The following is a 21,316-nucleotide window of genomic DNA, read 5'->3' on the forward strand; positions in this document are numbered from 1 at the left end:
GACATGGCCGACCCGGTCCCTCGATCTCCCGGCGGACCCCAGTCGGGCATCCGCAGGGCTTATGTGCGATCGCCGGTTTTACGGTTCAAGAGGGGGCGGACGGGTGTGGCGTCGCGGCCGCGCGGCGTGCCGGTCGCGCCGGGGCGGCTGGTCAGGCCGGCCGGGGTCCGCTAGACCTTTGCCGATCGATGCCGGCGAGCCCTTCCAGCCCACGAGCCCCCATGACGCTCCACGCGCTGCCCGAACTGCCCCTCCCGCCGGACACGGTCGAGCAGCGGCTCGTGGCGAGCGACGGCGTCGCGATCCGGGCGGCGCGATGGCCCGCGCGGGTGCGGCCGGCGCTCGGCACCGTCTGCCTGTTCCAGGGGCGGGGCGAGCAGATCGAAAAGTACTTTCCGGTGGTTGAGACGCTGCGCGACCGCGGCTTCGCGGTCGCGACGTTCGACTGGCGCGGGCAGGGCGGATCGGACCGGCTCGGCCGCAAGCGCGAACTCGGCCACGTGGCCGACTTCCGCCACTACACCCGCGACATCGAGGTGTTCCGCCGGCAGATGGTGCTGCCGGACTGCCCGGGGCCCTATTTCGCGCTCGCCCACTCCATGGGCGGCAACATCGTGCTCGGCGCGGCGCCCAAGCTGGCGCCCTGGTTCCGGCGGATCGTGCTGTCGGCGCCCTTCCTGGACTTCGGATCCGTGCCGTTCCGCCGCTCCACGGTGCGCCGCCTCGCCATGGCCATGCGCCTGATCGGCCTCGGTCGGTCGAGCATCCCGGGGCCGACCCGCAAGCTGGCGGTGGTGCGGGAGTTCGACGGCAACCCGCTCACGTCAGACCCGGAGCAGTTCCGGATCATGACCGCGCTCACCCGGATCTATCCGGAACTGTGGCTCGGGCCGCCGACCAACGGCTGGATCCACGCCGCCGCCGTCGCCATGGACCGGCTCGAAGCGGAGGACTTTCCGGATCGCATCCAGATACCGATCATGATCGTCAACTGCGGCGCCGACACCCTGGTGTCGGTGGACGCGAACGAGCGCATGGCCCGCCGGCTCCGCTCCGTCGCCTACGTGCTGGTGCCCGGCGCCCGGCACGAGATCATGTTCGAGGCGCCGGTCTATGCCGATCAGTTCTGGGCGGCGTTCGACAGTTTCGTGCCCGGCTCGAAGGACTGACCGGGCCGGCTGACCGGGCGGCCTGTCGGTCGCCTGGAGCGCGTCCCGACCTGACGGCATCGTCAGGTCGACACGACATCGCTCCAGGCCAAGACCGTGGAGCATTCTCCGACCAGGTCGTGCAACCTGGTCGGAGAATGCTCTACAGCCCGGCGAGGCGCTTCAGGGCCTGCTCGTGCACGCGGGGATCGCCGGCCGCCACCACGCGGCCGCCGTCGATGGCCGAGCCGCCCTCCCAGTCGGTGACGACGCCGCCGGCGCCCTCGATCACCGGGATGAGCGCCATGATGTCGAAGGTCTTCAGCCCCGTCTCGATGACGAGGTCCACGTGGCCGCCCGCCACCATGCAATAGGCGTAGCAATCGCAACCATAGCGGGAGAGGCGGACCTCGCCCTCCACGCGCCCGAAGGCGTCCGCCTCCGCGCCCTTGAAGAGGGCCGGCGTGGTGGTGAAGAGGGTGGCCGACGCAAGGTCCGCGCAGGGGCGCGTGCGCAGCGGGCCGGACCCGTGCGGGCCGGTGTAGCCGGCCGTGCGGCCGTCGCCGAAGAAGCGCTCGCCGATGAAGGGCTGCGCCATCATGCCGAAGACGGGCGCGTCGGCGCGCTTCAGGCCGATGAGCGTGCCCCAGACCGGCAGGCCGGCGATGAAGGCCCGCGTGCCGTCGATGGGATCGACCACCCACACGTGCTCGGCGCCGCCGCTGTCGTCGCCGAACTCCTCGCCGAGAAAGCCATGGTCGGGAAAGCGCTCGGAGACGAGCGAGCGAATCGCCACCTCCGCGGCCTTGTCGGCCTCGGTCACCGGGTCGAAGGCGTCGATCTCCTTGTTGTCCACGGCCAGGCGGGTGCGGAAGTAGGGCAGGGCGGCCGCCCCCGCCGCGTCGGCGAGCCTGTGGAAGAACGGCGCCCAGTCATGCGTGTGGTGCGGATCCGCCATGTGGTGGCCTTTCCCGAAGGTCTGGCGGGGACTGCGGCGCCTTGCCGCGATCCACGACCTAATTTCTTGGAACGTCGAACTAATCCGGCCGGGCGGGGTCTGTCCAGAGTAATGGCGGGGACCGCCAAGGGCCGGATTGCGACAGACTGACCGGTGGCGACCGCTTGACCATGATGCGGTGCACGGTCATTTTGTTGCTGTGCGGCACGGATTTCCGTGTCGCCTGCCCTCCTTGGGCGTTTCCTCCCTAAGACTTAGGCCGCCGCACCGCGACGGCCTTTTTTTTGGCCCGACAGCGGGCGCGGGGCCTATTCGGCGGCAAGGCGCGAGGGCGTCGGCACCAGGGCCGAGACCGGATAGTCCATGAGGGCGTTCGCGAAACGCGCGATGTCCGCCTTCAGCGACAGGAAGCCGGCGGTCTCCTGGAAGGAGCGCTCGTCCATGTAGAGGCCCCGGTTCACCTCGATCTGGAGGGCGTGCAGCCCCTTGGCGGGCCGGCCGTAGTGCTCGGTGATGAAGCCGCCGGCGTAGGGCTTGTTCACGGCGACCGTGTAGCCGAGATCGGTGAGGAGGTCGGCCGCATGCTCCACGAGGCCCCGGCAGGCGGCGGTGCCGTAGCGGTCGCCGAGCACGAAGTCGGCCCGGGTGCGCGGATCCTGGCCGCGCACGTTGGACGGCATGGAATGGCAGTCGATCAGGACGGCGGCGCCGAACCGCACGTGGGTCTGGGCGAGCACCCGGCGCAACAGGGCGTGATAGGGCTTGTAGATGGCCTCGATCCGGTCGAGCGCCTCCTCCACGGCGATGGGCCCGTGGTAGATCTCCTCCGCCTCCGCGACGACGCGCGCGATGGTGCCGAGCCCGCCGGCCACCCGGATGGACCGGATGTTGGCATAGGACGGCAGGCGGCCGGCGAACATCTTCGGGTCGAGCTCGTAGGGCTCGCGGTTCACGTCGAGGTAGGCGCGCGGGAAGTGCGCCCGCACCAGGGGAGCGCCGCGCTGCACCACGTGGTCGAACAGCCGGTCCACGTGGGCGTCCTCGGACAGGCGGATCCGGCGCGAATCAAGCCGGGACGCCTCCAGGAAGGACACCGGGTAGGCGTTGCCCGAATGGGGGGAATTGAAAACGAACGCCTGGGTCTGGTCGGCGGGCGCCGTCACCTCGAAGGGCGCTTCCGTGACGAAGTCCGCGACGACGCGCATGCCCACTCCGGTTGAAGCCCCGCGCGCCATGTCTCTCGCACGGTCCGACGGGCATCGTGCCAAGTTCTGCCGGCCCTGTCCACACGGTCGGAGAACGGCGCCAGCGCGCCGCGCGTTCCGCACCTCTTTTCCGCAACGGGGCGGGCCGGTTACCCCATATTTACCGCGACGGCTCTCTATGAGATGACTTGCATCACGCCAGCGCCTATTCGGCTCCCTCCCGTTCTGGACCATTCGGACGTACCGATGAATCGTATCCTTCTTGCCGAAGACGACAACGACATGCGCCGCTTCCTGGCGCGGGCTCTCAACAACGCGGGATACGACGTGGTGTCCTTCGACAACGGCAAGAGCGCCTACGAGCGCCTGCGGGAAGAGCCCTTCACTCTGCTGCTCACGGACATCGTGATGCCCGAGATGGACGGCATCGAACTCGCCCGCCGGGCGACCGAGCTCGATCCGGACCTGAAGATCATGTTCATCACGGGATTCGCCGCGGTGGCGCTGAACCCGGACAGCCAGGCGCCCAAGGACGCCAAGGTGCTGTCGAAGCCGTTCCACCTGAAGGACCTCGTCCGCGAGGTGGAGAAGATGCTGACCGCCGCCTGAGACCGACGGTACGGGGCGCGCCGGCACGGCCGCCCCACACCCGCCCGCGCCGGTTCCGCGCGGACTCCGGAAGGTCCGGCGGGTCGTTCGGGAAAGGCGTTCAACGGCCTTGCCACGGGGGATAAACCCCGTTATACACCCGGCCACGCCGCCCCCCGGGGCGGCCCCGCAGAATGGTGACGGGCGTGTAGCTCAGCGGGAGAGCACTACGTTGACATCGTAGGGGTCACAGGTTCGATCCCTGTCACGCCCACCATTCAGCCCCCGTCCAGACCCTTTCGACGATCCTGACAAGCGGTCGCGGTGCCGTCGGCTAGCGGCAGCTCGGCGCGTCCTCGGTTGGCCGTTGGCCGTTAAGCCTCCCCGAAGGCATGCGCGGCGGGTGGCGGCGCGTCGGTTGACATAGCGCTTCCGGAATTTTTTGATGCGAACGGTCGCTCCGGGCCGGACGCCGCTGGCGAAGGCCGGTCCCGGTTGGGCGGTGCACGGTCCGGCGTCCGCGCAGAACGCCGGGTCGGGCGCGGTGCGGCGCGTGGGCGGGCCGGGAGCTTGAAGAGGCGGCCTGCGGGGCCGAAGCAGAATCATGAATCATCCAGGATTTCACCGGGCGGTGCTCGCCGCCGCCTGCGCGGCCGGTCTGTTCGCCGCATCGGCGGCCTCGGCGGAAAGCGTCCGCATGCCGTCGCGCTGGATCGGACAGGTCGATCCGCTCGCGGGACGGTTCGGCTGGCCAGGCAGCGGGTTCGAATTGCGGTTCGACGGCACCCGTGTGGAGGTGATCCTGGACGATCCGGGCGACAACAGCCTCCTTGTGGAGGTGGACGGCCAGTCGCGCCGCCTGGACCTCGACCCTGGGCGGAAGACATACGTGCTGGCCGAAGGCCTGCCGAAGGGCGAGCACATGGTGCGGGCGACGCGGCTCACCGAAGGCCTGTTCTGGCATTCGACGTTGGTGGTGGCGAAATCCGACGGCCCCTTCCTGCCCGGGACCGGGCCGGAGCGGCACATCCTGGTGATCGGGGATTCCATCTCCACCGGCTCCGGGGTCGAGGGCGACAGCATGGACTGTCCCTTCACGCCGGAGACCCAGAACCATGCGCTGAGCTATGCGGCGGTGGCGGCGAAGCGCTTCGGGGCGGAGGTCATCACCCTCGCGGCGACCGGCAAGGGCCTCGCCCGGAACTATGACGGCACCACGGACGAGACGATGCCGAAGCTGATGGACCGCGCCGTGCCGACGGACGCCGGCGTGCCGGTCGGCCCGACCGCCCGCACGGACGCAGACGCCGTGGTGGTGCACCTCGGAACGAACGACTTCAGCGGAGGTCACCGGCCTGAACGCTTCCAGGCCGACTTTGCCGCCCTTCTCGACCGGCTCCGCAGCCGCTATCCGACCGCGCCCATCTACCTGGGCATCGGGCCCATGCTGTCCGGCGACGATCTGGCGGCCGCCGAAGACGCCGTGATGGCGGCGGCCGACGCACGCCGGGCGGACGGCGACACGGCGGTCCGCTTCCTGTCCTTCGTGATCAGCCAGGAGAGCTTCGGCTGCGGCTGGCACCCGAACGTCGGCTCCCAGGCCAGGATGGCGGACATCCTGGCCGAGGCGATCGCGGCCGATCTCGGCTGGACGGCGGAGTGAACGGCGGCCGGGGTGGATGAGCGTCCGCCTCCGGCATCAGGTCCCGCGTGCAGTGCGGCAGGATCCGCCGACATGAAGGCCCGAGCAAAACCGCCGCCCCGACAGGGTCGGAGCGGCGGGGACGCAAACAGGCAATGATCTGTCGCGAACCGGAGCAATGATACCGGCCGGTGGTGCTGACCACGTCCTCCCAAACGCGGGGCGTCGGGACATATTCCCGGCGATTTCGCCGAAGCGGCGGCCGTGATCGCCGAATCCCTCCGTTCCGGCGCCGGACGACACCGCCCGTGCGCGGCGGCAGGCCTGCCTTTTCCGTAAGCGTGACCACGACCTGCACATCCCATGCACGCAGTGCACAACGGTGTTGCAGAATCTGCTCTTCATTGAGGCAGGTCGGGTCGCTAGATAAGTTTCACCAACCGGTCAAAACACGTCGGTGACACTCCCATGTTCCGCTCCATCGCTCGCCGTCTGAAGGCGTATCACTCCTATCGCAAGGTCTACGACAAGCTCTCGGTCCTGAGCCCCCGCGAACTCGACGACATCGGGCTGCGCCCGATGGACATCGAGGCGGTCGCCCGCGGCCGCGCCCTCTGAGGCGATCCGCCGGCCCGTCGAGAGCCGATCATGAAGCCCCGCCCGCAGCGGGGCTTTTGCGTTGTGAGGACCCGCGCGCCGCGCGGGGTGGCGGGCGGGTCAGTCCGACCGGGCGGCAAGGCTGCGGGCGCCGGCCTCGCGCGCGCACTTCTCCACGTGGGCGGCGCGGTTGATGACCTGCAGGTTCGGAACGCCCCAATAACCGAGGAGCACGGGCCAAGGCTCGTGCCGCCGCGACCGCCAGACCTCGAACAGCGGCACGCGGTGGTCCACCTCGGCGGACTTCAGGAGGCGCTTGCCCGTCTCGGCACAGCGGTGGCGCTGCCGGCGCTTCAGGGCCGCGACCTGGTCGCTCGGCGCGGTCCAGACCTTCCAGGCGGCGGCGCAGCACGCGTGCCAGGTCGCGTTGCGGTTGACGCCTCCGTCGCCCCAGAGGTCGGCGTGCCATCCCCAGCGATAGACAGGCTGGCCGCAGACCACGCAGGCGCCCGGGCCGCGGTCGTGCGCGGCTTCGCGGAACGGCGCCGGCGGCAGGCGGAAGCTGGTCGGCACGCCGTCCGTCCCGATCCGCCACGACCAGTCGCCCGGTGCGCCGGACCGCGCCGCGAGCGCGCGGGCGAGGACGTCCGCCCGCAAAGGATGGTGGCGCCAGTAGCTCTCCACGATGGCCCGGGGCGTCGGCGGGATCAGGGACTGGCGGAGAGCGTGTCCCATGACGCCCGGCGGCAGGGGACGGGTGAGACTCTTGTCCAGACGCGCCAGCGCGCGCTCGTTCCGTTCTGCCCGCCAGGTCGACACGCGGTTGCGGCTCCATCCCGAATCGTCCGTCGGACCTTGGCCGACGCGGCGCCCCTTTCTCAACCGGGCTCCTCAACAAAACGTGGATGATTTGTAACTGGTCCCGCATCGCACCCGGCGGCATTCTGGGTTCAGCCAGAAAGGACGGCGGCCCGGCGCGGTTCCGATATCCCTAGGTCGATCCGCCCGCCGCCTTCCTCGCAAGAGAGTGTCCCTCACGCCTCGAGCGTCTCGTCCCGGCCCGTTTCCCTCGACGGTCCGGATCTCCTGGCCATTGGTTTGGTGCTGACGCAGTAACGCCCGCCCGGATGTCCCGCGCGGGCGTTTCTGCGTTCATGGTCCGCGCGCCTCCGCTCAGGCCGGCGCGGCCTGACGACGGTTTCCGGCGTCCTCCGCCAGGGACACCAGCGTGTCCGAGACGTCCGCCATCGCTTCCCGGAGAACCGAGAGGGCTGTTGGCGCCGGCACGGCGATCTCCGCCTCCAGCGCGTCGAACGCGATGGACAGGCGGGCCGAGAGGTTGGACGCGATCTTGCGCATCGCCCAGTTGTCCCGCAGCGACACGATGGAGAGCGTGCGGCAGCGTCGGTTCGCGGCCGACCGCAGAACGGCGCTCATGAGGCGGGTGGCGATGCCGCGCCGCCGCGCCTGCGGCGCGACCACGAAGGCGGCCTCGGCGAGACCGCCGGACCGGTCCTGCGGCAGCATGAGTTCGCCGACGCCGACCAGCGCGTCGCCGAGGAAGAAGCCATAGACGACCGCGTCCGCGATCAGCATGGCGGCATGGCGCGCGACGAAATCGTCGGCCACGGCCGCATGGAAGCGGGACCGGCGGGTTTCGGCGTCGAGGCCGAGATAGAAGGTCCGAAGAAGATCCGCGTCCGGTTTCTGCAGCTTGCGCAATCGGCCCGCGAAGCGATGATGTTCCGACATGTCCTGTCCGAGTGGTGTCCTGGCGCCCCTCCCGGCGCGGGAAACCTCCCGTCGACCTCCGTGCACCACAGGGCCGCCGTCGTCCAGCGCGCTTTTCGCATCGCAGCAATGCGCCTCGCGGCCGGCGGAGCGGTTCGGGCCGAGGGCTTGGCCGTCACGGCCTGCCGGCATATACGGTTGGGAATAGCGCGGGCTGGGCCATGGGAGCGCCGGCCGTCTCGCGCAGGCCGACGGTCTCGGCTAGGCTCGCGGGCGTCCGGAGGGAGCGGTCGGGGATGATGGATCTGTCCGACGAGGCGTGGACCGCCATCGTCCTCTCGTTGAAGATCGCCGCGGTGGCGACCCTCGCCAGCCTGCCGGTCGGGATCCTGGTGGCGCATCTGCTGGCGCGGGGCCGGTTCCGGGGCAAGACCCTGCTGGACGGCATCGTGCACCTGCCGCTCGTGCTGCCGCCGGTGGTGACCGGCTACGTGCTGCTGCTCCTGTTCGGGCGGCGCGGGCCGATCGGGGCCTTCCTGGCGGACACGTTCGGAATCGTGCTCTCGTTCCGGTGGACCGGCGCGGCGCTCGCCTGCGCGGTGATGGGCTTTCCCCTGATGGTGCGGGCGATCCGCCTGTCCATCGAGGCGGTGGACCAGCGGCTGGAGCAGGCCGCCTCCACGCTGGGGGCCGGACCGGTGGCGACCTTCCTCCTCGTCACCCTGCCGCTCGCCCTTCCGGGCGTGCTGGTCGGGTCGGTGCTCGCCTTCGCCAAGGCCCTCGGCGAATTCGGCGCCACCATCACCTTCGTGTCCAACATCCCGGGCGAGACCCGGACCATCTCGGCCGCCATCTACACGGCGACCCAGACCCCGGATGGCGACGCCGAAGCGCTGCGGCTGACGGTGGTGTCGGTGGTCATCGCCCTGACGGCGCTCGTCGTTTCCGAACTCCTGACGCGCCGGGCGGGCGCGGCGACCCGGGCCGGCCGATGATCGAGGTCGACGTCACGCACCGGCAGGGCGCGTTCACCCTGGAGGCCGCCTTCACGGGCGATGGCGGGATCACGGCGCTGTTCGGGCCTTCCGGATCGGGGAAGTCGACGCTGATCGACCTGATCGCCGGCCTGCGCCGGCCGGCGCGGGGGCGGATCGTGGCCGAGGGCCGGGTGCTGACCGACACGGACGCCGGCGTCTTCGTGCCGCGGCACAAGCGGCGAGTGGGACTGGTGTTCCAGGACGCGCTCCTTTTCCCGCACCTCACGGTGCGGCGGAACCTCCTGTTCGGCCGGATGTTCGCGCCGGCGCGCCAGCGGCGCATCGCCTTCGACCCGGTGGTGGAGACGCTCGGCATCGGGCCGCTCCTCGACCGGCGGCCGGCGACCCTGTCCGGCGGCGAGCGCCAGCGCGTCGCCTTCGGCCGCGCGCTGCTCGCCTCGCCCCGGCTGCTGCTCATGGACGAGCCGCTCGCCGCCCTCGACACGGGGCGGAAGATGGAGGTGCTGCCTCTGGTCGAGCGCCTGCGGGACGAGTTCCGCATTCCCATCCTCTACGTCAGCCACGCGGTGGAGGAGGTGGCGCGGCTCGCCTCCACGGTGGTGATGCTGGAGGCCGGCCGCGTGACGGCGGTCGGCGCGCCGGCGGACGTGCTCCGCCCGGCGCGGGGGCTGGAGGGCAACCGGTTCGCCATCGCGTCGGTCCTTGCCGGGGTCGCGGGGGCGCACGACGCCGCCTACGGGATGACGCCGGTCCACCACCCGGCGGGCACGATCTGGCTGTCGGGCCGCGTGGACCGGGAGGGCCGGGAGGTGCGCGTGGTGGTGCGCGGCACGGACGTGGCGCTCGCCACCAGCCTGCCGCGCAACGTGACGATCCGCACGGCCCTGCAGGGGACCGTGCTGAGCGTGGTGCGGGACGCCGGGCCGCTGGCGACCGTGGGCGTGGCGCTGGCCGGCGGAGGGGCGCTGACCGCGGTGGCGACCCGGATGGGAATCGACGATCTGGGGCTGGACGTCGGCGACCGGGTGTTCGCGCTCGTCAAGAGCGTGGCGGTGGACGAGCGCTCCGCCGGCGGACCGGGCCCGGACGGGCGGGGTTGAAAGGTCAGGCGTCGTCGCCGGCAGTGGCGCCGCCATCGGGGCGCACCTTGGCGAGAATTGCGCCCAGCCGGTCGGCGGCGGCCCGGGCGGCGTCATCCTCCAGCGCGCGGTAGGCGGCGACGAGGGCATGGCCGAAGGGCGTCACCACCGCGCCGCCGCCGTGGGCGCCGCCGACGGACGTGGTGACCACCGGTTCGTCGAACATGCGGTTGAGCGCGTCGAGGAGCAGCCAGGCGCGCCGGTACGACATGCCCATCTCGCGGCCGGCGGCCGTGATGGAGCCGGTGCGGGCGACGGCGTCGACGAGGTCGATCTTGCCGGGCCCGATCCGGCCGCCGCCGGCCACGTCCACCCGCAGCTTCAAGCGGGAGACGGGCGCCGGGCCAGGCTGTTCGGACGTCGGATCGGGAAGCAGGCGGCCGGCGCTCATGACGAAACTCTCCACGCCGGCGAGCCTAGAGCGCTTTCCGGCCTGACGGAATCGTCCGGTCGACAAGAAATCGCTCCAGATCCGAAAAGCCAGTGCAAGCGGGCCGGGCGCGACGCGGAACTCGCCGGCGGGCGGATCGTCGGCGCCAACGACAGGGGCGCGGGCCGGTCAGGTCCGCATGCGGACCTTGTAGGTGTAGAGGTCGCCCCGGAACAGCCCGACCGCATATTCCAGCATCACCTCGTCGGCGGTGTAGCTGCGGCGCGTCAGGAGCAGGCAGGGCAGCATGTCGTCGAACTGCAGCCATCCGGCGGCCTCGTCGTCCGGCATGGTGGCCTTCACGGTCTGCTCGGCGAAGCTGAGGGAAAGGCCGCAGCGCTCTTTCAGCTGGGCGTAGATGGAGCCGTACGGATCTGCCGCGCGCAGCCCGGGCGCGGCGGTCAGATTGTACCAGGCCTTCTCGAACGACATGGGGATGCCGTCGCCGAAGCGGACGCGGACGAGATGCAGGAAGGGCGCGGTCGGCTTCAGGCCGAACACGGCGGCGATGTCCGGCGCGGCGCCGATCTCGTGGCGAATGACCCGGGTGGAGGGCTCCCGGCCGATCTCCCGCATCTCCTCGGTGAAGCTCTTCAGCCGGTCCATGCCGGTCTGGAGCGGCTTGGCGGGTCCCTGGACGCTGGACCCGAGCCGTCCGTTGGCGCCGAGAAGCCGCCGGCGGCGGAGCGCCTGGTAGCAGCGCTGCACGGTGGCCCGGCTCAGCCCGAGGTGCTGGGCAAGCTGCCGCTCCGCCGGAAGGGTCGTGCCGGCCGGCAGGGTGCCGTCCTGGATGAGGGCCGCGATCTGCCGCTCCAGCTGCTGGTAGATGGGCTGCGCCGTGTCCGCCCGGACCGTCACCATCGCGTAAAATGACGACGCCGAAAGGGGCGCGCCGGCGCTATAGTCCAGGTCGTCGGGGCCGGCGACCGCCAGCTCCGTCTCTTCCGCGACATCAGGATCGATAAGGGCGTCCGTGTCCAATCCGTCTCTCTTCGTGCTGGCCAGCTTCGTGGCCGCTTCCGTCGCCCAGATAACGCGGTTGCCCCGGGTGGGCGAGTCTCTCAGGGCGCACGCCTTCTCGATCGAAGCCGGCGGCAAGGGGTTCAATCTTCTCGTCGCGGCCCGCCGTCTTGGTGCGTCGGTCGATGGGCTGATGGCCGTGGGCACGGACCTCCACGCCGGTCTCGCCGAAAAAGCGCTTGCCGAAGAAGGCCTTCCGGCCCGGATCCTCGTACAATACCCTACGCAGACCGGTGCGGGAATCGGATTCGTGACGACGGGCGGGGAGGATTGCCTCGCCGTCTTTCCTGGCGCAAACAGTTTTCTATCCGAACAGGATGTCGTATCGGCGGCGCCAAGACTTTCGGCCGCCGATCTGGTGCTGGCGCAATTCGAGATCGAGGACGGACCGATTGTCGCAGCCTTTCGCCTGGCCCGGGCGGCGGGCGTTCGCACCCTCCTGAACCCATCGCCTTATCGGCCGGTCAGCGAGGCTCTTCTGCGCACGACGAGCATCCTGGTCGTGAACGAGACGGAACTCCACCACATGGCGGGCGACGGCGAGGTGGGGCCGATCGAGGCGGTCGCGGGCGGCGTCGCCTCCCGCCTGTTCGCATGCGGGGTCGAAATGCTGCTGGTCACGCTCGGAGCGGCAGGGGCGGTTCTCCACAGGCCGGACGAGCCGCCCTTGTGGCAGCCGGCGTTTCCGGTGCCGGTCGTCGACACCATTGGGGCGGGCGACGCCTTCACGGCCGGTTTCGCGACCGCGCTCGCGGAGGGGCTCGCGCCGGCTGACGCGCTCGTACGGGGCGCAGCTTGCGGCGCCTTGGTGGTGCGGCGCTTCGGCGTGCTCGGCGCCCTGCCGACCACCGCCGACCTTCAATCCTACCTGTCAAGCACCGCGGCACCTTGATCAGCGGTGGGAGTTTGGATTGTTTTTGGATCTTTCAACGTGGAGCATTGTCTGTTACCATTGCGAACTAATGCGCCTGTAAACTATAGTGAATTCCGACAGGTTCGGCGTTCCTGGGAGCGATCTTCATGATTTTAGCAGACGCATTCGGTGACTTCGAAACATGCCCGACTCATGCGTCTTGCTTTGGCGCGTTCGACCTCCTGGCCGCGGGAGTGGTGATCGTCGACCGCCGATCCGAGGTCACATACGCCAACACGCAAGCCAAACTCCTGATGAGCCGACAGGACTGCGCCCTGGTCCTTGCTTCGGGCAGGCTGTCGGCGCTTCCCGTGGAGTGCGGCGCGAGACTGCAAATCCTGATTCGCCAGGCCATGGACGGACCGCAGCCGAAGGACGGAGCGATGCTCGTTCCGGAGCATGGCGGCCTGCCGGCCATCGCGGTCCATGTGAAACACCTACCGGCGAACCTCCGGCCTTTCTCCGATCCCCATCACGGGGCGGCGCTCATCCTGCGCCCGCTCCGCGCGCCGTCCGATCCGGACACCATGAAGGCCCTGTTCGGGCTGACCCGTGCCGAGGTGAGGACGGCCGACGCGCTGATGCGCGGCCTTTCGCTGGCCGAGACCGCCGCCGAGAACGGCATCTCGATCAACACGGCGCGGACCCATCTGGCGCGCATCTTCGGCAAGACCGGCACGCGCCACCAGGGCGCGCTGGTGGCGCTGCTCAAGTCCGCCGAATCGCCCTGAGGGAGGGGAGGGGCGGATCAGCGGACGATCCGCTCGTCGCGCTCCGGCGTCGGCGCCTCCACCAGGGCGGGGTCCTCCCCGAGGCCGAGGTAGGCGTCGAGCCCGGCGATCGCCACGGCGTCGAGGCCCCCGGCGACCGCCTCGGCGAGCCGCGCCTCGGCGGCCTTCGCCGCCGCGTCGTCCCGCGCCGCAGCCGCGTCGGATTTGTCCCTCGCGTAGTCCTCGATCCGCCGGATCGCCTCGTCCGCCGCCGGATCGAGGTCGCCGGCCTCGGGCCGCTCCACCTGGGTGCCGGCGGGGGGCAGGGCCGTCGTGGCGGCGTCCGACACGTCGATGCCGAGAAGACGGTCCACGGTCCTCACCGTCGCGCCGGTGGCCGGGCGGGCGGAGACGCTGATCAGAAAGGTGTTGGCCGTCCGGATTGCGGCGGCCTTGCGGAAGGCGTCGTTGAGAGCCACCGCGGCCTTCTTGGCGGGCGCGTAGCGGGCGAGGGCGTCGAGCGCGTCGTAGGAGAAAGCCTGGCTGCGGCGCGTGTCCGGCTCCGCCGGTCGGCCGGCGTCCTCCAGCCGCTGGCCGTAGGGCTCCTCGCGGCCATAGACATCGTCGTCGGCGTAAGGATCGCCGGTCCGGCCGTCGGCGTCCGGATAGCCGTAGTCCTCCGGCGGCAGGTCGCCCTCGTCCGGGCGGACGATGTAGCGGCCAGACGGCAGGTCACGATCCCGGCCATAACCCGGTTCGATGCCCCTCGCGTCCAGTTCGTCGGAATAGGGAACGTCCGCCGGCGGCAGCGGGCGGCGGTTGCTCAAGCCCGGCGGCGGGCCGTAGCCCGGCGGCGGCGCCTCGTAGTAGCCGGGCGGCGGCGCGTAGACCGGCGGCGGTTCCTCATAGATGACCGGCGGCTCGCGATAGTCGGGCCCTTCGTCGAACGGGTTCCACCACTGGGCGGCCGCGGGCGAGGCGGCCACCAGGCAAGTGCATCCGATCAGGGCGGCGGTCCAGGCCCGCATGGTCTCTCCAATCCGGCGTGATCCGACGTCCGGCGTTTCCGTCCCCCATAGCACCCGAACATGGCCGGGGGCGGGCGGAACCGTGACGGTCCTTTCCGTCGGCAGCGAAAAGCGAACCCGATCAACCGGCCGTGCGTTCCCCACCGGACAGCCCGGAAACCAAAGCCCGCCACCGGCTCCCCAAACAGGAGATGTTCATGTTCGACGTCGACGCCAACGGCCTCAAGATACCCGCTCTCGGTTACGGCACCTTCAAGGTGAAGGGGGAGGGGAGCCGCGCCATCGTCGAACAGGCGCTCGCCGTCGGCTACCGCCATCTCGACACTGCGCAGATCTACGACAACGAGGCCGACGTGGGCGCCGCCATCGCGGCGGCCGGCCTTCCGCGTGACGAGCTGTTCGTCACCACCAAGGTCTGGCCGGACAACACCCATCCGGATCGCATGCTCGCCTCCGTGGAGGAGAGCCTGCGCAAGCTGCGCCTCGACCGGGTGGACCTCCTCCTGATCCACTGGCCGAAGTTCGAGACGACCCTCGAGGAGGCCGTCGAGCAACTGGTGGCCGCCCGGGAGAAGGGCTACACGCGCGGCATCGGCATCTCGAACTTCAACCGGGAGCAGGTGGACCGCGCGGCGGCCGCCTCGGGCGGCACACTTGCCACCAACCAGGTGGAATACCACCCGTTCATCGACCAGACGCCGCTCCTGGAAACGCTGCGGCGGCACAAGATGGCGCTGACAGCCTATTCGCCTCTGGCCCAGGGGCGAATCGTGGACGAGCCGACCATCTCCAGCATCGCGGACCTGCGCAAGATCACCCCGGCGCAGGTGACCCTGCGCTGGCTGATCCAGCAGCCCGGCGTGATCGCCATCCCGAAGGCGTCCGGCGAGGAGCGGATGCGGGGCAACCTGGATGTGTTCTCGTTCGAACTGACGGACGACGAGATGCACGCCATCAACCGGATCGGCTCACCGACCGGGCGGCTCGTGTCGCCGGCCGACCTCGCGCCCGACTGGACGAAATAAGCGTCGATCATTCATAGTGTAAAAAGTCTCTGATTATCTTGTCATTTACGGACGACTGGCACGGTCCGAAACGAAATGTGCTCAGGAGTTCCGGACGTGACGATTCAAACCAAACTCTACGCGATCGTGGCAGTGCTCGGCATGGTGGCCGCCTCGATCGCCGGCCTCGCGCTCCTGTCCATGGGCGCCTACGACACGGAGGTCCGGCGCCTGCAGGACGCCTCCGTTCGCGCCTGGAACGGCGAGCACCTGAACCGCCTCGTGACCGCCGCCGTGATGGATTCCCGCGGCATCTACGCCGCTTCGTCCACCGCGGAGGCGGCTCCGTTCGCCGCGGGTCTGCGGAAGACGCTCGGCACGATCGAGAGCCACCTGGACTCCTGGCGTCCGCTGGTTCCGGCGGAGGGAGCGGCTGCCTTCGATTCGGTGGTCGCCGAGGCCAAGTCGTTCGTGACCTTCCGGTCCGAGGTCGCGCGCCTCGGCGAGGCCGAATCGCCGGCCGCCGCCAGCGCGCTCGGCAACAACGAGGCGAATCGCGCCAACCGCAAGCAGTTCCAGGCGGCGGTGGACGCGCTGGTCACCGACGACCGGGCGCACCTGGACCAGGTGACGGCGGACCTTGCGGCCTTCCGTTCGGAGCGCGCGACGGTGATCGTGCTGGTCGCGGCCATCGGCATCCTGGCGGGCGCTGGCGTCGCGTCCTGGATCGGGCTGCGCACCATCTCGCGACCGCTGACGTCGGTGACGGGCGTCCTGGAGCGGGTGTCCGAGGGCGACTTCAACGCCTCCATCCCGGCCCGGATCGGCCGAGACGAGATCAGCCGCCTGTGGCGCACGGTCGAGCGCCTGCGCGATGCCCTGAAGGCCGCCGAGGACCTGCGCGCCGACCAGCGGCGGCGCGAGGCCGACGCGGTGGAGCAGCGCCGCCAGGACACGGACGCACTGACCCGGCGCTTCCGCAGCGAGGTCGGCGACCTGATCGACCAGGTCGCCCAGTCGTCGCGCACGCTGCTCGCCGCGGCCGAGACGCTGGCGGCGGACGCGGAAGCCACCTCGCAGCGCTCGGCGAGCGTCGCAAGCGCCTCCGAGCAGACCTCCGGCAGCGTCCAGGCCGTGGCCGGCGCCTCGCAGGAACTCTCGGCGTCGATCGCCGAGATCGGCCGCCAGATCACCGACGCGTCCGGCCTCATCAGCGAGACCGTGGGCGAGGCGCGCGCGACCGACGAGGAGGTGAAGGCGCTGGCCGACGGCACGAGCCGGATCGGCGTGATCGTGGCCATGATCCAGGCGATCGCCGAGCAGACCAACCTCCTGGCGCTCAACGCGACCATCGAGGCGGCGCGCGCGGGCGACGCCGGACGCGGCTTCGCCGTGGTGGCGAGCGAGGTGAAGGCGCTCGCCAACCAGACCGCCAAGGCCACCCAGGACATCGAGGCGCAGATGACGGCGATCCAGACCGCCACCGCCCGGACGGTGAGCCGGATCGCGGACATCTCCGCCCGCATCTCCACGCTGGACGGGATCACGGGCGCGGTCGCCGCGGCGGCGGAACAGCAGAACGCCGCCACGGGCGAGATCGCGAGCCGCATCCAGGACGCCGCCGGCGGCGCCGGCCACGTGGCCACGGTCATCCAGGACGTGCAGGCGACGGCGCTGCGCAGCGGGTCCGCGTCGCGCGAACTCCTGGCGCAGGCCACCACGCTCGGCGCGAAGGCGGGCGATCTCCAGGCCAAGCTGGACAGCTTCCTGACGAGCGTGCGCGCGGCCTGATCGGGCCGGCCGGCGCGGCGGAACCCTTCGGAATTCCGCCGTGCCGCGCAATTGACATCGGACCGTCTCGTCCTTATGGTCCGCGCGACTTCGGGCATGGGGCGTCACGCGCCCGCCCGTTTCATCAACAGATCGGATCCGGTCGAACTGAGGATGAGTAGCGCGCCGCCTCTGACGAGGCGCGGCTCCGCCGCCGGTTCGTGGGTTCGGAAGGGAACGTACCCATGAAGATCAAGAACTCGCTGCGGTCCCTTCTCGGCCGCGACCGGAACAACCGCCTGGTGCGCCGCAAGGGCCGCATCTTCATCATCAACAAGAAGAACCCGCGCTACAAGGCGCGCCAGGGCTAAGCCCCGGCGGCCCGGTTCGCGGCGATCCGGCCCGGCTGGATCGGACACGAGCCGCGGCGGCGGTCTTCCTTGTTTCCGGCCGACGCCGGGGCGGCCGATCGCGGTGCGCCGACTTCACATTCTGTCGATGATCTCGACGCGGCATGCCGGGAGGACTATCTTCCCGGCATGATTTCGTTCGTACGCCCCGCCTTCAGGCACGTCCTCCTTGTCGCGGCACTCGCCGGTGTCATCGCCGCCGCTCCCGCCGCCGGCCAGACGGCCGCCCCTTCGGCGCCCGGCGGCGCTCCCCAGGCCGGGGAGCCGCGCCTCGATCGGCTCAGCCCCGGCGCCGGCCGACGCGGTCCCGCCACCAGCGACCGCGCCGCCAAGTCGGCCCTCGCGGTCGACCCGGCCGTCGAACTCGACCCGCTGTTCGAGCAACTCGCGCAGGCGAAGACCAAGATGGAGGCCCATCCGCTGGAGCAGCGGATCCTGCGCATCTTCAACGAGAGCGGCAGTTCCACCGTGGACCTCCTGATGGGCTGGGCCGACCAGGCGATCGCCGCCAAGAACTATCCGGCCGCCCTCGATCTCCTGGACGACGTGGTCGTGCTGAAGCCGGACTTCGCGGAGGCCTACAACCGCCGCGCGACAGTCTACTACATGCTGGACGACTACACGCGCTCCATGGGCGACATCCGCCGCACGCTCGCCCTGCAGCCCCGTCACTTCGGGGCGATGACCGGGCTCGGCGCCATCCTGGCCGAACTGGACGAGCCGGAGCGGGCCCGCGACATCTACCGCCGGGCCCTCGCGATCGCGCCGCAACTCGACGCCGTCAAGGAGGCGCTCGCCAAGCTGGACGAGACCGCCGCCGGGCGGCGGATCTGACCAGGCGGGAGCCGGCGAATGGCCAGGTTTCCATGCTGACGACGTCTCCATGCTGACCGCCGTGGCCGCCGCCGTTCTGGCGATCGTGCTCGCCCTCGTGGGCTATACGGCGTTCGGCCAGCATCAACTCGACCGCACCCTGGCGTCGGTCGGCGCCTATGCGACCATCGACGGCGTTCGGCTTCACTATCTCGATACGGGTCCGGGCCAGCCGGAGGCGCGGCCACGTCCGCCGGTGCTGGTGCTGCACGGGGCGAGCGGCAATCTGAACGAGCCACGGACGGCGCTCGGCCGCCATCTGGCGGGCCGGCGCGTCGTCTACGTGGACCGCCCGGGACATGGCCATTCCGATCGGCCGAGCCGCCGTCTCGCCGCTCCGGCGGCGCAGGCCCGGCTGATGGCCGGCCTTCTCGATCATCTCGGCATCGACCGGGCCATCGTCGTCGGTCATTCCTGGGGCGGGGCGGTGGTGGCGGCGCTCGGCGTCCTCCACAAGGACAAGGTGGCCGGCCTGGTGTTCGTGGCGCCTGCCACCCATCCCTGGCCGGGGGGCGTGACCTGGTACTATTCGGTTGCCGCCCACCCGGTGGTCGGCCGCCTGTTCGCCTGGACGCTCGCCTATCCGGTCGGCCGGCTGGCGCTGGAGCGGGCGGCTACCGGCGTGTTCGCGCCGGAGCCCGTCCCGGACCGCTACCGCGACGACGCGCACGTGGAGCTGGTGCTGCGGCCGCGAAGCTTCATCGCCAACGCGGAGGACGTGGCGGACCTGAAGGCGAACGTGACCGCCCTCTCGCCGCGCTACCCGGAGATCACCGCGCCGACGGTGATCGTCACCGGCGACCAGGACGCGGTGGTCTGGCCGTCCGTCCATTCGCAAGGTTTGAAGCGCGACATCGCCGGAGCCGAACTCGTCGTGCTGCCCGGCGTCGGGCACATGCCGCACCACACCCGGCCGGACGCCGTGATGGCCGCCATCGACCGGGTGACGGCGCGCGCGCTCGCGACCGCCGAAGGGTCGCGGAAAGGCTCGCCGGCCGGCTGAGCGTCGGGGCGGGGGAGGACTCCGTCGCCAGGGCGGCGTCAGATGGCGGGGGAGGGACGCTGTCGCCGGGTAGGCGTCAGATGCCGCCGAGCCCGTCCGCCCCGATGAAGGCGATGCGGATGAGGTTGGTGGCGCCGGGGGTGCCGAACGGCACGCCGGCCGTGATGATCACCCGCTGGCCCGGACGGCCGAAGCCCTCCTGGTAGGCGATCCGGCAGGACCGGTCCACGAGATCGTCAAGGTTGCGGGCGTCGTCGCTGACCACGCAGTGCAGGCCCCAGACCACCGCCAGCCGGCGCGCCATGGCGCGGTTCGGCGACAGCGCGATGATCGGCGTGTTGGGCCGCTCGCGGGAGGCGCGGATGCCGGTGGCGCCGGAGGACGTGAAGCACACGATGGCGGCGAGGCCGAGCGTCTCGGCGATCTGCCGGGCGGCGGACGAGATCACGTCCGCGCCGGTCTGCTGCGGCTCGGGCCGCTGGGCGTTCAGGATGGACAGGAAGTATTCGTTCTTCTCCACCTCCTCGGCCACCCGGCTCATGGTGGTGACGGCCTCCACCGGATAGGCGCCGGCGGCGGATTCGGCCGACAGCATCACCGCGTCGGCGCCCTCGAACACGGCGGTCGCCACGTCCGACACCTCGGCGCGGGTCGGGACCGGCGACTGGATCATGCTCTCCAGCATCTGGGTGGCGACCACCACCGGCTTGCCGGCCTTGCGGCAGGCGCGGGTGATGCGCTTCTGGATACCCGGCACCGCCTCCAGCGGCATCTCCACGCCGAGATCGCCGCGGGCGACCATGATGGCGTCGGACAGTTCCATGATCTCGTCGAGCCGCTCCACCGCCTGGGGCTTCTCGATCTTCGACATGATTCCGCACTTGCCGCGCACCACCTTGCGCACGTCCGCCACGTCCTCGGGCCGCTGCACGAAGGAAAGGGCGATCCAGTCCACGTCCGCGTCGAGGGCGGCAAGAAGGTCGGCGTGGTCCTTGTCCGTCAGGGCGCCGGTGGCAAGGATCGTGTCCGGCAGGCTGACGCCCTTGCGGTCCGACACCTTGCCGCCGATCTCGACCTCGGTCACGGCCACCTGGCCGTCGCAGGAGATCACCCTCAGGCGCAGCTTGCCGTCGTCGATCAGGAGGCGGTGACCGGGGCGGAGCGCCTCCAGGATCTCCGGATGGGGCAGGTGGACGGCGGTGGCGTCGCCGTCGACCCGCTCGTTCGTCAGGCTGAAGCGCTGGCCGATCGTCAGCATCTGCGGGCCGTTCGCGAACGTGCCGAGGCGCAGCTTCGGCCCCTGCAGGTCCGCCAGGATGCCGATGGGACGGCCGTGGCGGGTCTCCACGGCGCGGATGTTGGTGACGAGTTCGCGCAGCTTGTCGTGGTTGGTGTGGCTCATGTTGATGCGGAACACGTCCGCTCCGGCCACATGGAGACGGCTGATCTGGTCCTCGTCGGAGGACGACGGGCCAAGCGTGGCGAGAATCTTGACCTTGCGATTGCGTCTCATCGAGACCCGTTCCCCTCTCTCGTCGGTTGGTAGAGATGGATCGTCCAGCTGCGCTGCTCGGCCGTATCGATCTCGAAGAACCCGGTCCGTTCGTATCCGCGCGCGACGCAGTCCTCCACGCCGAGGATGGTGAACATCTTGCGTCTCGTGCACATGAAGGACTTGCCGCCCCACTCGCCGCCGCGCTGACTGTCGACGGCATAGATGTAGTAGTACCGCGATCCGAGGGCGCCGGGCAGCAGGGTGCCGCACCCTTCGCCCTTGATGTTCCACCACCCCTCGGTCCGCCAGCCGTCCTTGCCCTTGTAGCCGATGGCCACCGACACCGTTGACTTGGTCTTGTTGCAGAGGCGCAGGTCCGCCTGCGCCGTCGTCGCGCCGAACGCCGTCGCGGCGACCAGGACCGCCCCGCCGGCCGCGGCGCGCCATAAAGCGGCACGGATCCGCGAGGTTATGGTTCCCGGGCCGACCCCGCCCCGGCCCGCCCCCAGCAATCGTCCGAGCGTGGTGCGCAGACCGCGCTCCGTCCGTGCCGCCACCATCGTCATCCTTACCGACGTCATCCGTAGGCGCCCGTCTTATCGCGTGAGGGGTCGCGCGGTGTCAACCGCCCGAGGGGCATGGCGAAGCGCCAAT

22 protein-coding genes and 1 tRNA gene are annotated in these 21,316 nt (G+C 70.5%); 14 read left to right on the forward strand and 9 right to left on the reverse strand.

Annotated elements, in window-relative coordinates:
• Positions 1 to 221 precede the first annotated feature (221 nt).
• Positions 222 to 1,169, forward strand: a complete 948-nt coding sequence (locus HND91_RS10700) for an alpha/beta fold hydrolase (protein ID WP_181706564.1) — start codon at positions 222 to 224, stop codon at positions 1,167 to 1,169.
• A 142-nt stretch (positions 1,170 to 1,311) separates the two neighbouring features.
• Here HND91_RS10700 and hisN read toward each other — a convergent pair whose 3' ends face one another.
• On the reverse strand, positions 1,312 to 2,106 hold the full coding sequence (gene hisN / locus HND91_RS10705) for a histidinol-phosphatase (RefSeq protein ID WP_181706565.1): 795 nt from the start codon (positions 2,104 to 2,106) through the stop codon (positions 1,312 to 1,314).
• Positions 2,107 to 2,414: 308 nt separating this feature from the next.
• Entirely contained in the window at positions 2,415 to 3,311 is an 897-nt protein-coding gene (locus HND91_RS10710; protein ID WP_181706566.1) for an N-formylglutamate amidohydrolase, read from the reverse strand.
• A gap of 246 nt (positions 3,312 to 3,557) precedes the next feature.
• Between HND91_RS10710 and cpdR the strand changes: the two genes are divergently transcribed.
• From cpdR to HND91_RS10730, 4 genes are all read left to right on the forward strand, one after another.
• A complete protein-coding gene (cpdR, locus tag HND91_RS10715; protein ID WP_181706567.1) occupies positions 3,558 to 3,920 on the forward strand; it encodes a cell cycle two-component system response regulator CpdR in 363 nt (120 codons plus the stop codon).
• 181 nt (positions 3,921 to 4,101) lie between these two features.
• Positions 4,102 to 4,176: transfer RNA gene (locus HND91_RS10720), tRNA-Val, on the forward strand.
• Positions 4,177 to 4,503: 327 nt separating this feature from the next.
• On the forward strand, positions 4,504 to 5,562 hold the full coding sequence (locus HND91_RS10725) for an SGNH/GDSL hydrolase family protein (RefSeq protein WP_181706568.1): 1,059 nt from the start codon (positions 4,504 to 4,506) through the stop codon (positions 5,560 to 5,562).
• A gap of 447 nt (positions 5,563 to 6,009) precedes the next feature.
• On the forward strand, positions 6,010 to 6,159 hold the full coding sequence (locus HND91_RS10730) for a DUF1127 domain-containing protein (protein ID WP_181706569.1): 150 nt from the start codon (positions 6,010 to 6,012) through the stop codon (positions 6,157 to 6,159).
• Between the two features lie 99 nt (positions 6,160 to 6,258).
• Here HND91_RS10730 and HND91_RS10735 read toward each other — a convergent pair whose 3' ends face one another.
• Together HND91_RS10735 and HND91_RS10740 are read right to left on the reverse strand one after the other, a co-directional pair.
• The gene (locus tag HND91_RS10735; protein ID WP_181706570.1) at positions 6,259 to 6,957 is read right to left on the reverse strand and encodes a hypothetical protein; all 699 of its coding nucleotides are present in this window, start codon (positions 6,955 to 6,957) and stop codon (positions 6,259 to 6,261) included.
• Between the two features lie 354 nt (positions 6,958 to 7,311).
• Positions 7,312 to 7,890: a GNAT family N-acetyltransferase gene (locus HND91_RS10740; RefSeq protein WP_181706571.1), complete on the reverse strand. Its 579-nt coding sequence runs from the start codon at positions 7,888 to 7,890 to the stop codon at positions 7,312 to 7,314.
• Positions 7,891 to 8,165: 275 nt separating this feature from the next.
• On the opposite strand from HND91_RS10740, the gene modB reads away from it, so the two are divergent.
• On the forward strand, positions 8,166 to 8,864 hold the full coding sequence (modB, locus tag HND91_RS10745) for a molybdate ABC transporter permease subunit (RefSeq protein ID WP_181706572.1): 699 nt from the start codon (positions 8,166 to 8,168) through the stop codon (positions 8,862 to 8,864).
• On the forward strand, positions 8,861 to 9,967 hold the full coding sequence (modC, locus tag HND91_RS10750) for a molybdenum ABC transporter ATP-binding protein (RefSeq protein WP_181706573.1): 1,107 nt from the start codon (positions 8,861 to 8,863) through the stop codon (positions 9,965 to 9,967). The genes modB and modC overlap by 4 nt, the downstream gene beginning before the upstream one ends.
• A 4-nt stretch (positions 9,968 to 9,971) precedes the next feature.
• Here the strand turns inward: modC and HND91_RS10755 are convergent, their stop codons facing one another.
• Together HND91_RS10755 and HND91_RS10760 are read right to left on the reverse strand one after the other, a co-directional pair.
• Complete coding sequence (locus tag HND91_RS10755; RefSeq protein ID WP_181706574.1) at positions 9,972 to 10,397, reverse strand: winged helix-turn-helix domain-containing protein; 426 nt, start codon at positions 10,395 to 10,397, stop codon at positions 9,972 to 9,974.
• Positions 10,398 to 10,565: 168 nt separating this feature from the next.
• On the reverse strand, positions 10,566 to 11,417 hold the full coding sequence (locus tag HND91_RS10760; RefSeq protein WP_246329418.1) for a GntR family transcriptional regulator: 852 nt from the start codon (positions 11,415 to 11,417) through the stop codon (positions 10,566 to 10,568).
• Between HND91_RS10760 and HND91_RS10765 the strand changes: the two genes are divergently transcribed.
• Positions 11,410 to 12,348, forward strand: a complete 939-nt coding sequence (locus HND91_RS10765; RefSeq protein WP_343057299.1) for a ribokinase — start codon at positions 11,410 to 11,412, stop codon at positions 12,346 to 12,348. The two genes, HND91_RS10760 and HND91_RS10765, sit on opposite strands and share 8 nt — an antisense overlap.
• Positions 12,349 to 12,476: 128 nt before the next feature.
• Positions 12,477 to 13,100, forward strand: coding sequence for a helix-turn-helix transcriptional regulator (locus HND91_RS10770; RefSeq protein WP_181706575.1), 624 nt, complete (start codon positions 12,477 to 12,479; stop codon positions 13,098 to 13,100).
• Between the two features lie 17 nt (positions 13,101 to 13,117).
• Here HND91_RS10770 and HND91_RS10775 read toward each other — a convergent pair whose 3' ends face one another.
• Positions 13,118 to 14,107, reverse strand: coding sequence for a hypothetical protein (locus HND91_RS10775; RefSeq protein WP_181706829.1), 990 nt, complete (start codon positions 14,105 to 14,107; stop codon positions 13,118 to 13,120).
• A gap of 197 nt (positions 14,108 to 14,304) precedes the next feature.
• On the opposite strand from HND91_RS10775, the gene HND91_RS10780 reads away from it, so the two are divergent.
• The 5 genes from HND91_RS10780 to HND91_RS10800 all read left to right on the forward strand — a co-directional run bounded on the left by HND91_RS10780 (position 14,305) and on the right by HND91_RS10800 (position 19,167).
• Complete coding sequence (locus tag HND91_RS10780) at positions 14,305 to 15,132, forward strand: aldo/keto reductase (protein ID WP_181706576.1); 828 nt, start codon at positions 14,305 to 14,307, stop codon at positions 15,130 to 15,132.
• 96 nt (positions 15,133 to 15,228) lie between these two features.
• Positions 15,229 to 16,902: a methyl-accepting chemotaxis protein gene (locus tag HND91_RS10785; RefSeq protein WP_181706577.1), complete on the forward strand. Its 1,674-nt coding sequence runs from the start codon at positions 15,229 to 15,231 to the stop codon at positions 16,900 to 16,902.
• A gap of 224 nt (positions 16,903 to 17,126) precedes the next feature.
• Positions 17,127 to 17,252, forward strand: coding sequence for a type B 50S ribosomal protein L36 (gene ykgO / locus HND91_RS10790; RefSeq protein ID WP_075215160.1), 126 nt, complete (start codon positions 17,127 to 17,129; stop codon positions 17,250 to 17,252).
• A 168-nt stretch (positions 17,253 to 17,420) separates the two neighbouring features.
• Complete coding sequence (locus HND91_RS22705) at positions 17,421 to 18,125, forward strand: tetratricopeptide repeat protein (RefSeq protein WP_246329419.1); 705 nt, start codon at positions 17,421 to 17,423, stop codon at positions 18,123 to 18,125.
• Positions 18,126 to 18,174: 49 nt separating this feature from the next.
• On the forward strand, positions 18,175 to 19,167 hold the full coding sequence (locus HND91_RS10800; protein ID WP_181706578.1) for an alpha/beta fold hydrolase: 993 nt from the start codon (positions 18,175 to 18,177) through the stop codon (positions 19,165 to 19,167).
• Positions 19,168 to 19,243: 76 nt separating this feature from the next.
• Here the strand turns inward: HND91_RS10800 and pyk are convergent, their stop codons facing one another.
• Entirely contained in the window at positions 19,244 to 20,680 is a 1,437-nt protein-coding gene (pyk, locus tag HND91_RS10805; protein ID WP_181706579.1) for a pyruvate kinase, read from the reverse strand.
• On the reverse strand, positions 20,677 to 21,228 hold the full coding sequence (locus HND91_RS10810; RefSeq protein ID WP_343057300.1) for a DUF1036 domain-containing protein: 552 nt from the start codon (positions 21,226 to 21,228) through the stop codon (positions 20,677 to 20,679). The genes pyk and HND91_RS10810 overlap by 4 nt, the downstream gene beginning before the upstream one ends.
• Between the last annotated feature and the right edge of the window lie 88 nt (positions 21,229 to 21,316).

The sequence above is a fragment of the Chthonobacter rhizosphaerae genome (genome assembly GCF_013839525.1).
GTDB classification, from domain to species: domain Bacteria; phylum Pseudomonadota; class Alphaproteobacteria; order Rhizobiales; family Pleomorphomonadaceae; genus Chthonobacter; species Chthonobacter rhizosphaerae.

Coding starts and splice junctions, on each gene's coding strand:
- HND91_RS10770 (WP_181706575.1), top strand. CDS start 12,477: ATGATTTTAGCAGACGCATTCGGTGACTTCGAAACATGCCCGACTCAT.
- cpdR (WP_181706567.1), top strand. CDS start 3,558: ATGAATCGTATCCTTCTTGCCGAAGACGACAACGACATGCGCCGCTTC.
- modC (WP_181706573.1), top strand. CDS start 8,861: ATGATCGAGGTCGACGTCACGCACCGGCAGGGCGCGTTCACCCTGGAG.
- HND91_RS10740 (WP_181706571.1), bottom strand. CDS start 7,890: ATGTCGGAACATCATCGCTTCGCGGGCCGATTGCGCAAGCTGCAGAAA.
- HND91_RS10725 (WP_181706568.1), top strand. CDS start 4,504: ATGAATCATCCAGGATTTCACCGGGCGGTGCTCGCCGCCGCCTGCGCG.
- HND91_RS10800 (WP_181706578.1), top strand. CDS start 18,175: ATGCTGACCGCCGTGGCCGCCGCCGTTCTGGCGATCGTGCTCGCCCTC.
- HND91_RS10775 (WP_181706829.1), bottom strand. CDS start 14,107: ATGCGGGCCTGGACCGCCGCCCTGATCGGATGCACTTGCCTGGTGGCC.
- ykgO (WP_075215160.1), top strand. CDS start 17,127: ATGAAGATCAAGAACTCGCTGCGGTCCCTTCTCGGCCGCGACCGGAAC.
- HND91_RS10780 (WP_181706576.1), top strand. CDS start 14,305: ATGTTCGACGTCGACGCCAACGGCCTCAAGATACCCGCTCTCGGTTAC.
- pyk (WP_181706579.1), bottom strand. CDS start 20,680: ATGAGACGCAATCGCAAGGTCAAGATTCTCGCCACGCTTGGCCCGTCG.
- HND91_RS10810 (WP_343057300.1), bottom strand. CDS start 21,228: ATGACGATGGTGGCGGCACGGACGGAGCGCGGTCTGCGCACCACGCTC.
- hisN (WP_181706565.1), bottom strand. CDS start 2,106: ATGGCGGATCCGCACCACACGCATGACTGGGCGCCGTTCTTCCACAGG.
- modB (WP_181706572.1), top strand. CDS start 8,166: ATGATGGATCTGTCCGACGAGGCGTGGACCGCCATCGTCCTCTCGTTG.
- HND91_RS10710 (WP_181706566.1), bottom strand. CDS start 3,311: ATGCGCGTCGTCGCGGACTTCGTCACGGAAGCGCCCTTCGAGGTGACG.
- HND91_RS10730 (WP_181706569.1), top strand. CDS start 6,010: ATGTTCCGCTCCATCGCTCGCCGTCTGAAGGCGTATCACTCCTATCGC.
- HND91_RS10700 (WP_181706564.1), top strand. CDS start 222: ATGACGCTCCACGCGCTGCCCGAACTGCCCCTCCCGCCGGACACGGTC.
- HND91_RS10755 (WP_181706574.1), bottom strand. CDS start 10,397: ATGAGCGCCGGCCGCCTGCTTCCCGATCCGACGTCCGAACAGCCTGGC.
- HND91_RS22705 (WP_246329419.1), top strand. CDS start 17,421: ATGATTTCGTTCGTACGCCCCGCCTTCAGGCACGTCCTCCTTGTCGCG.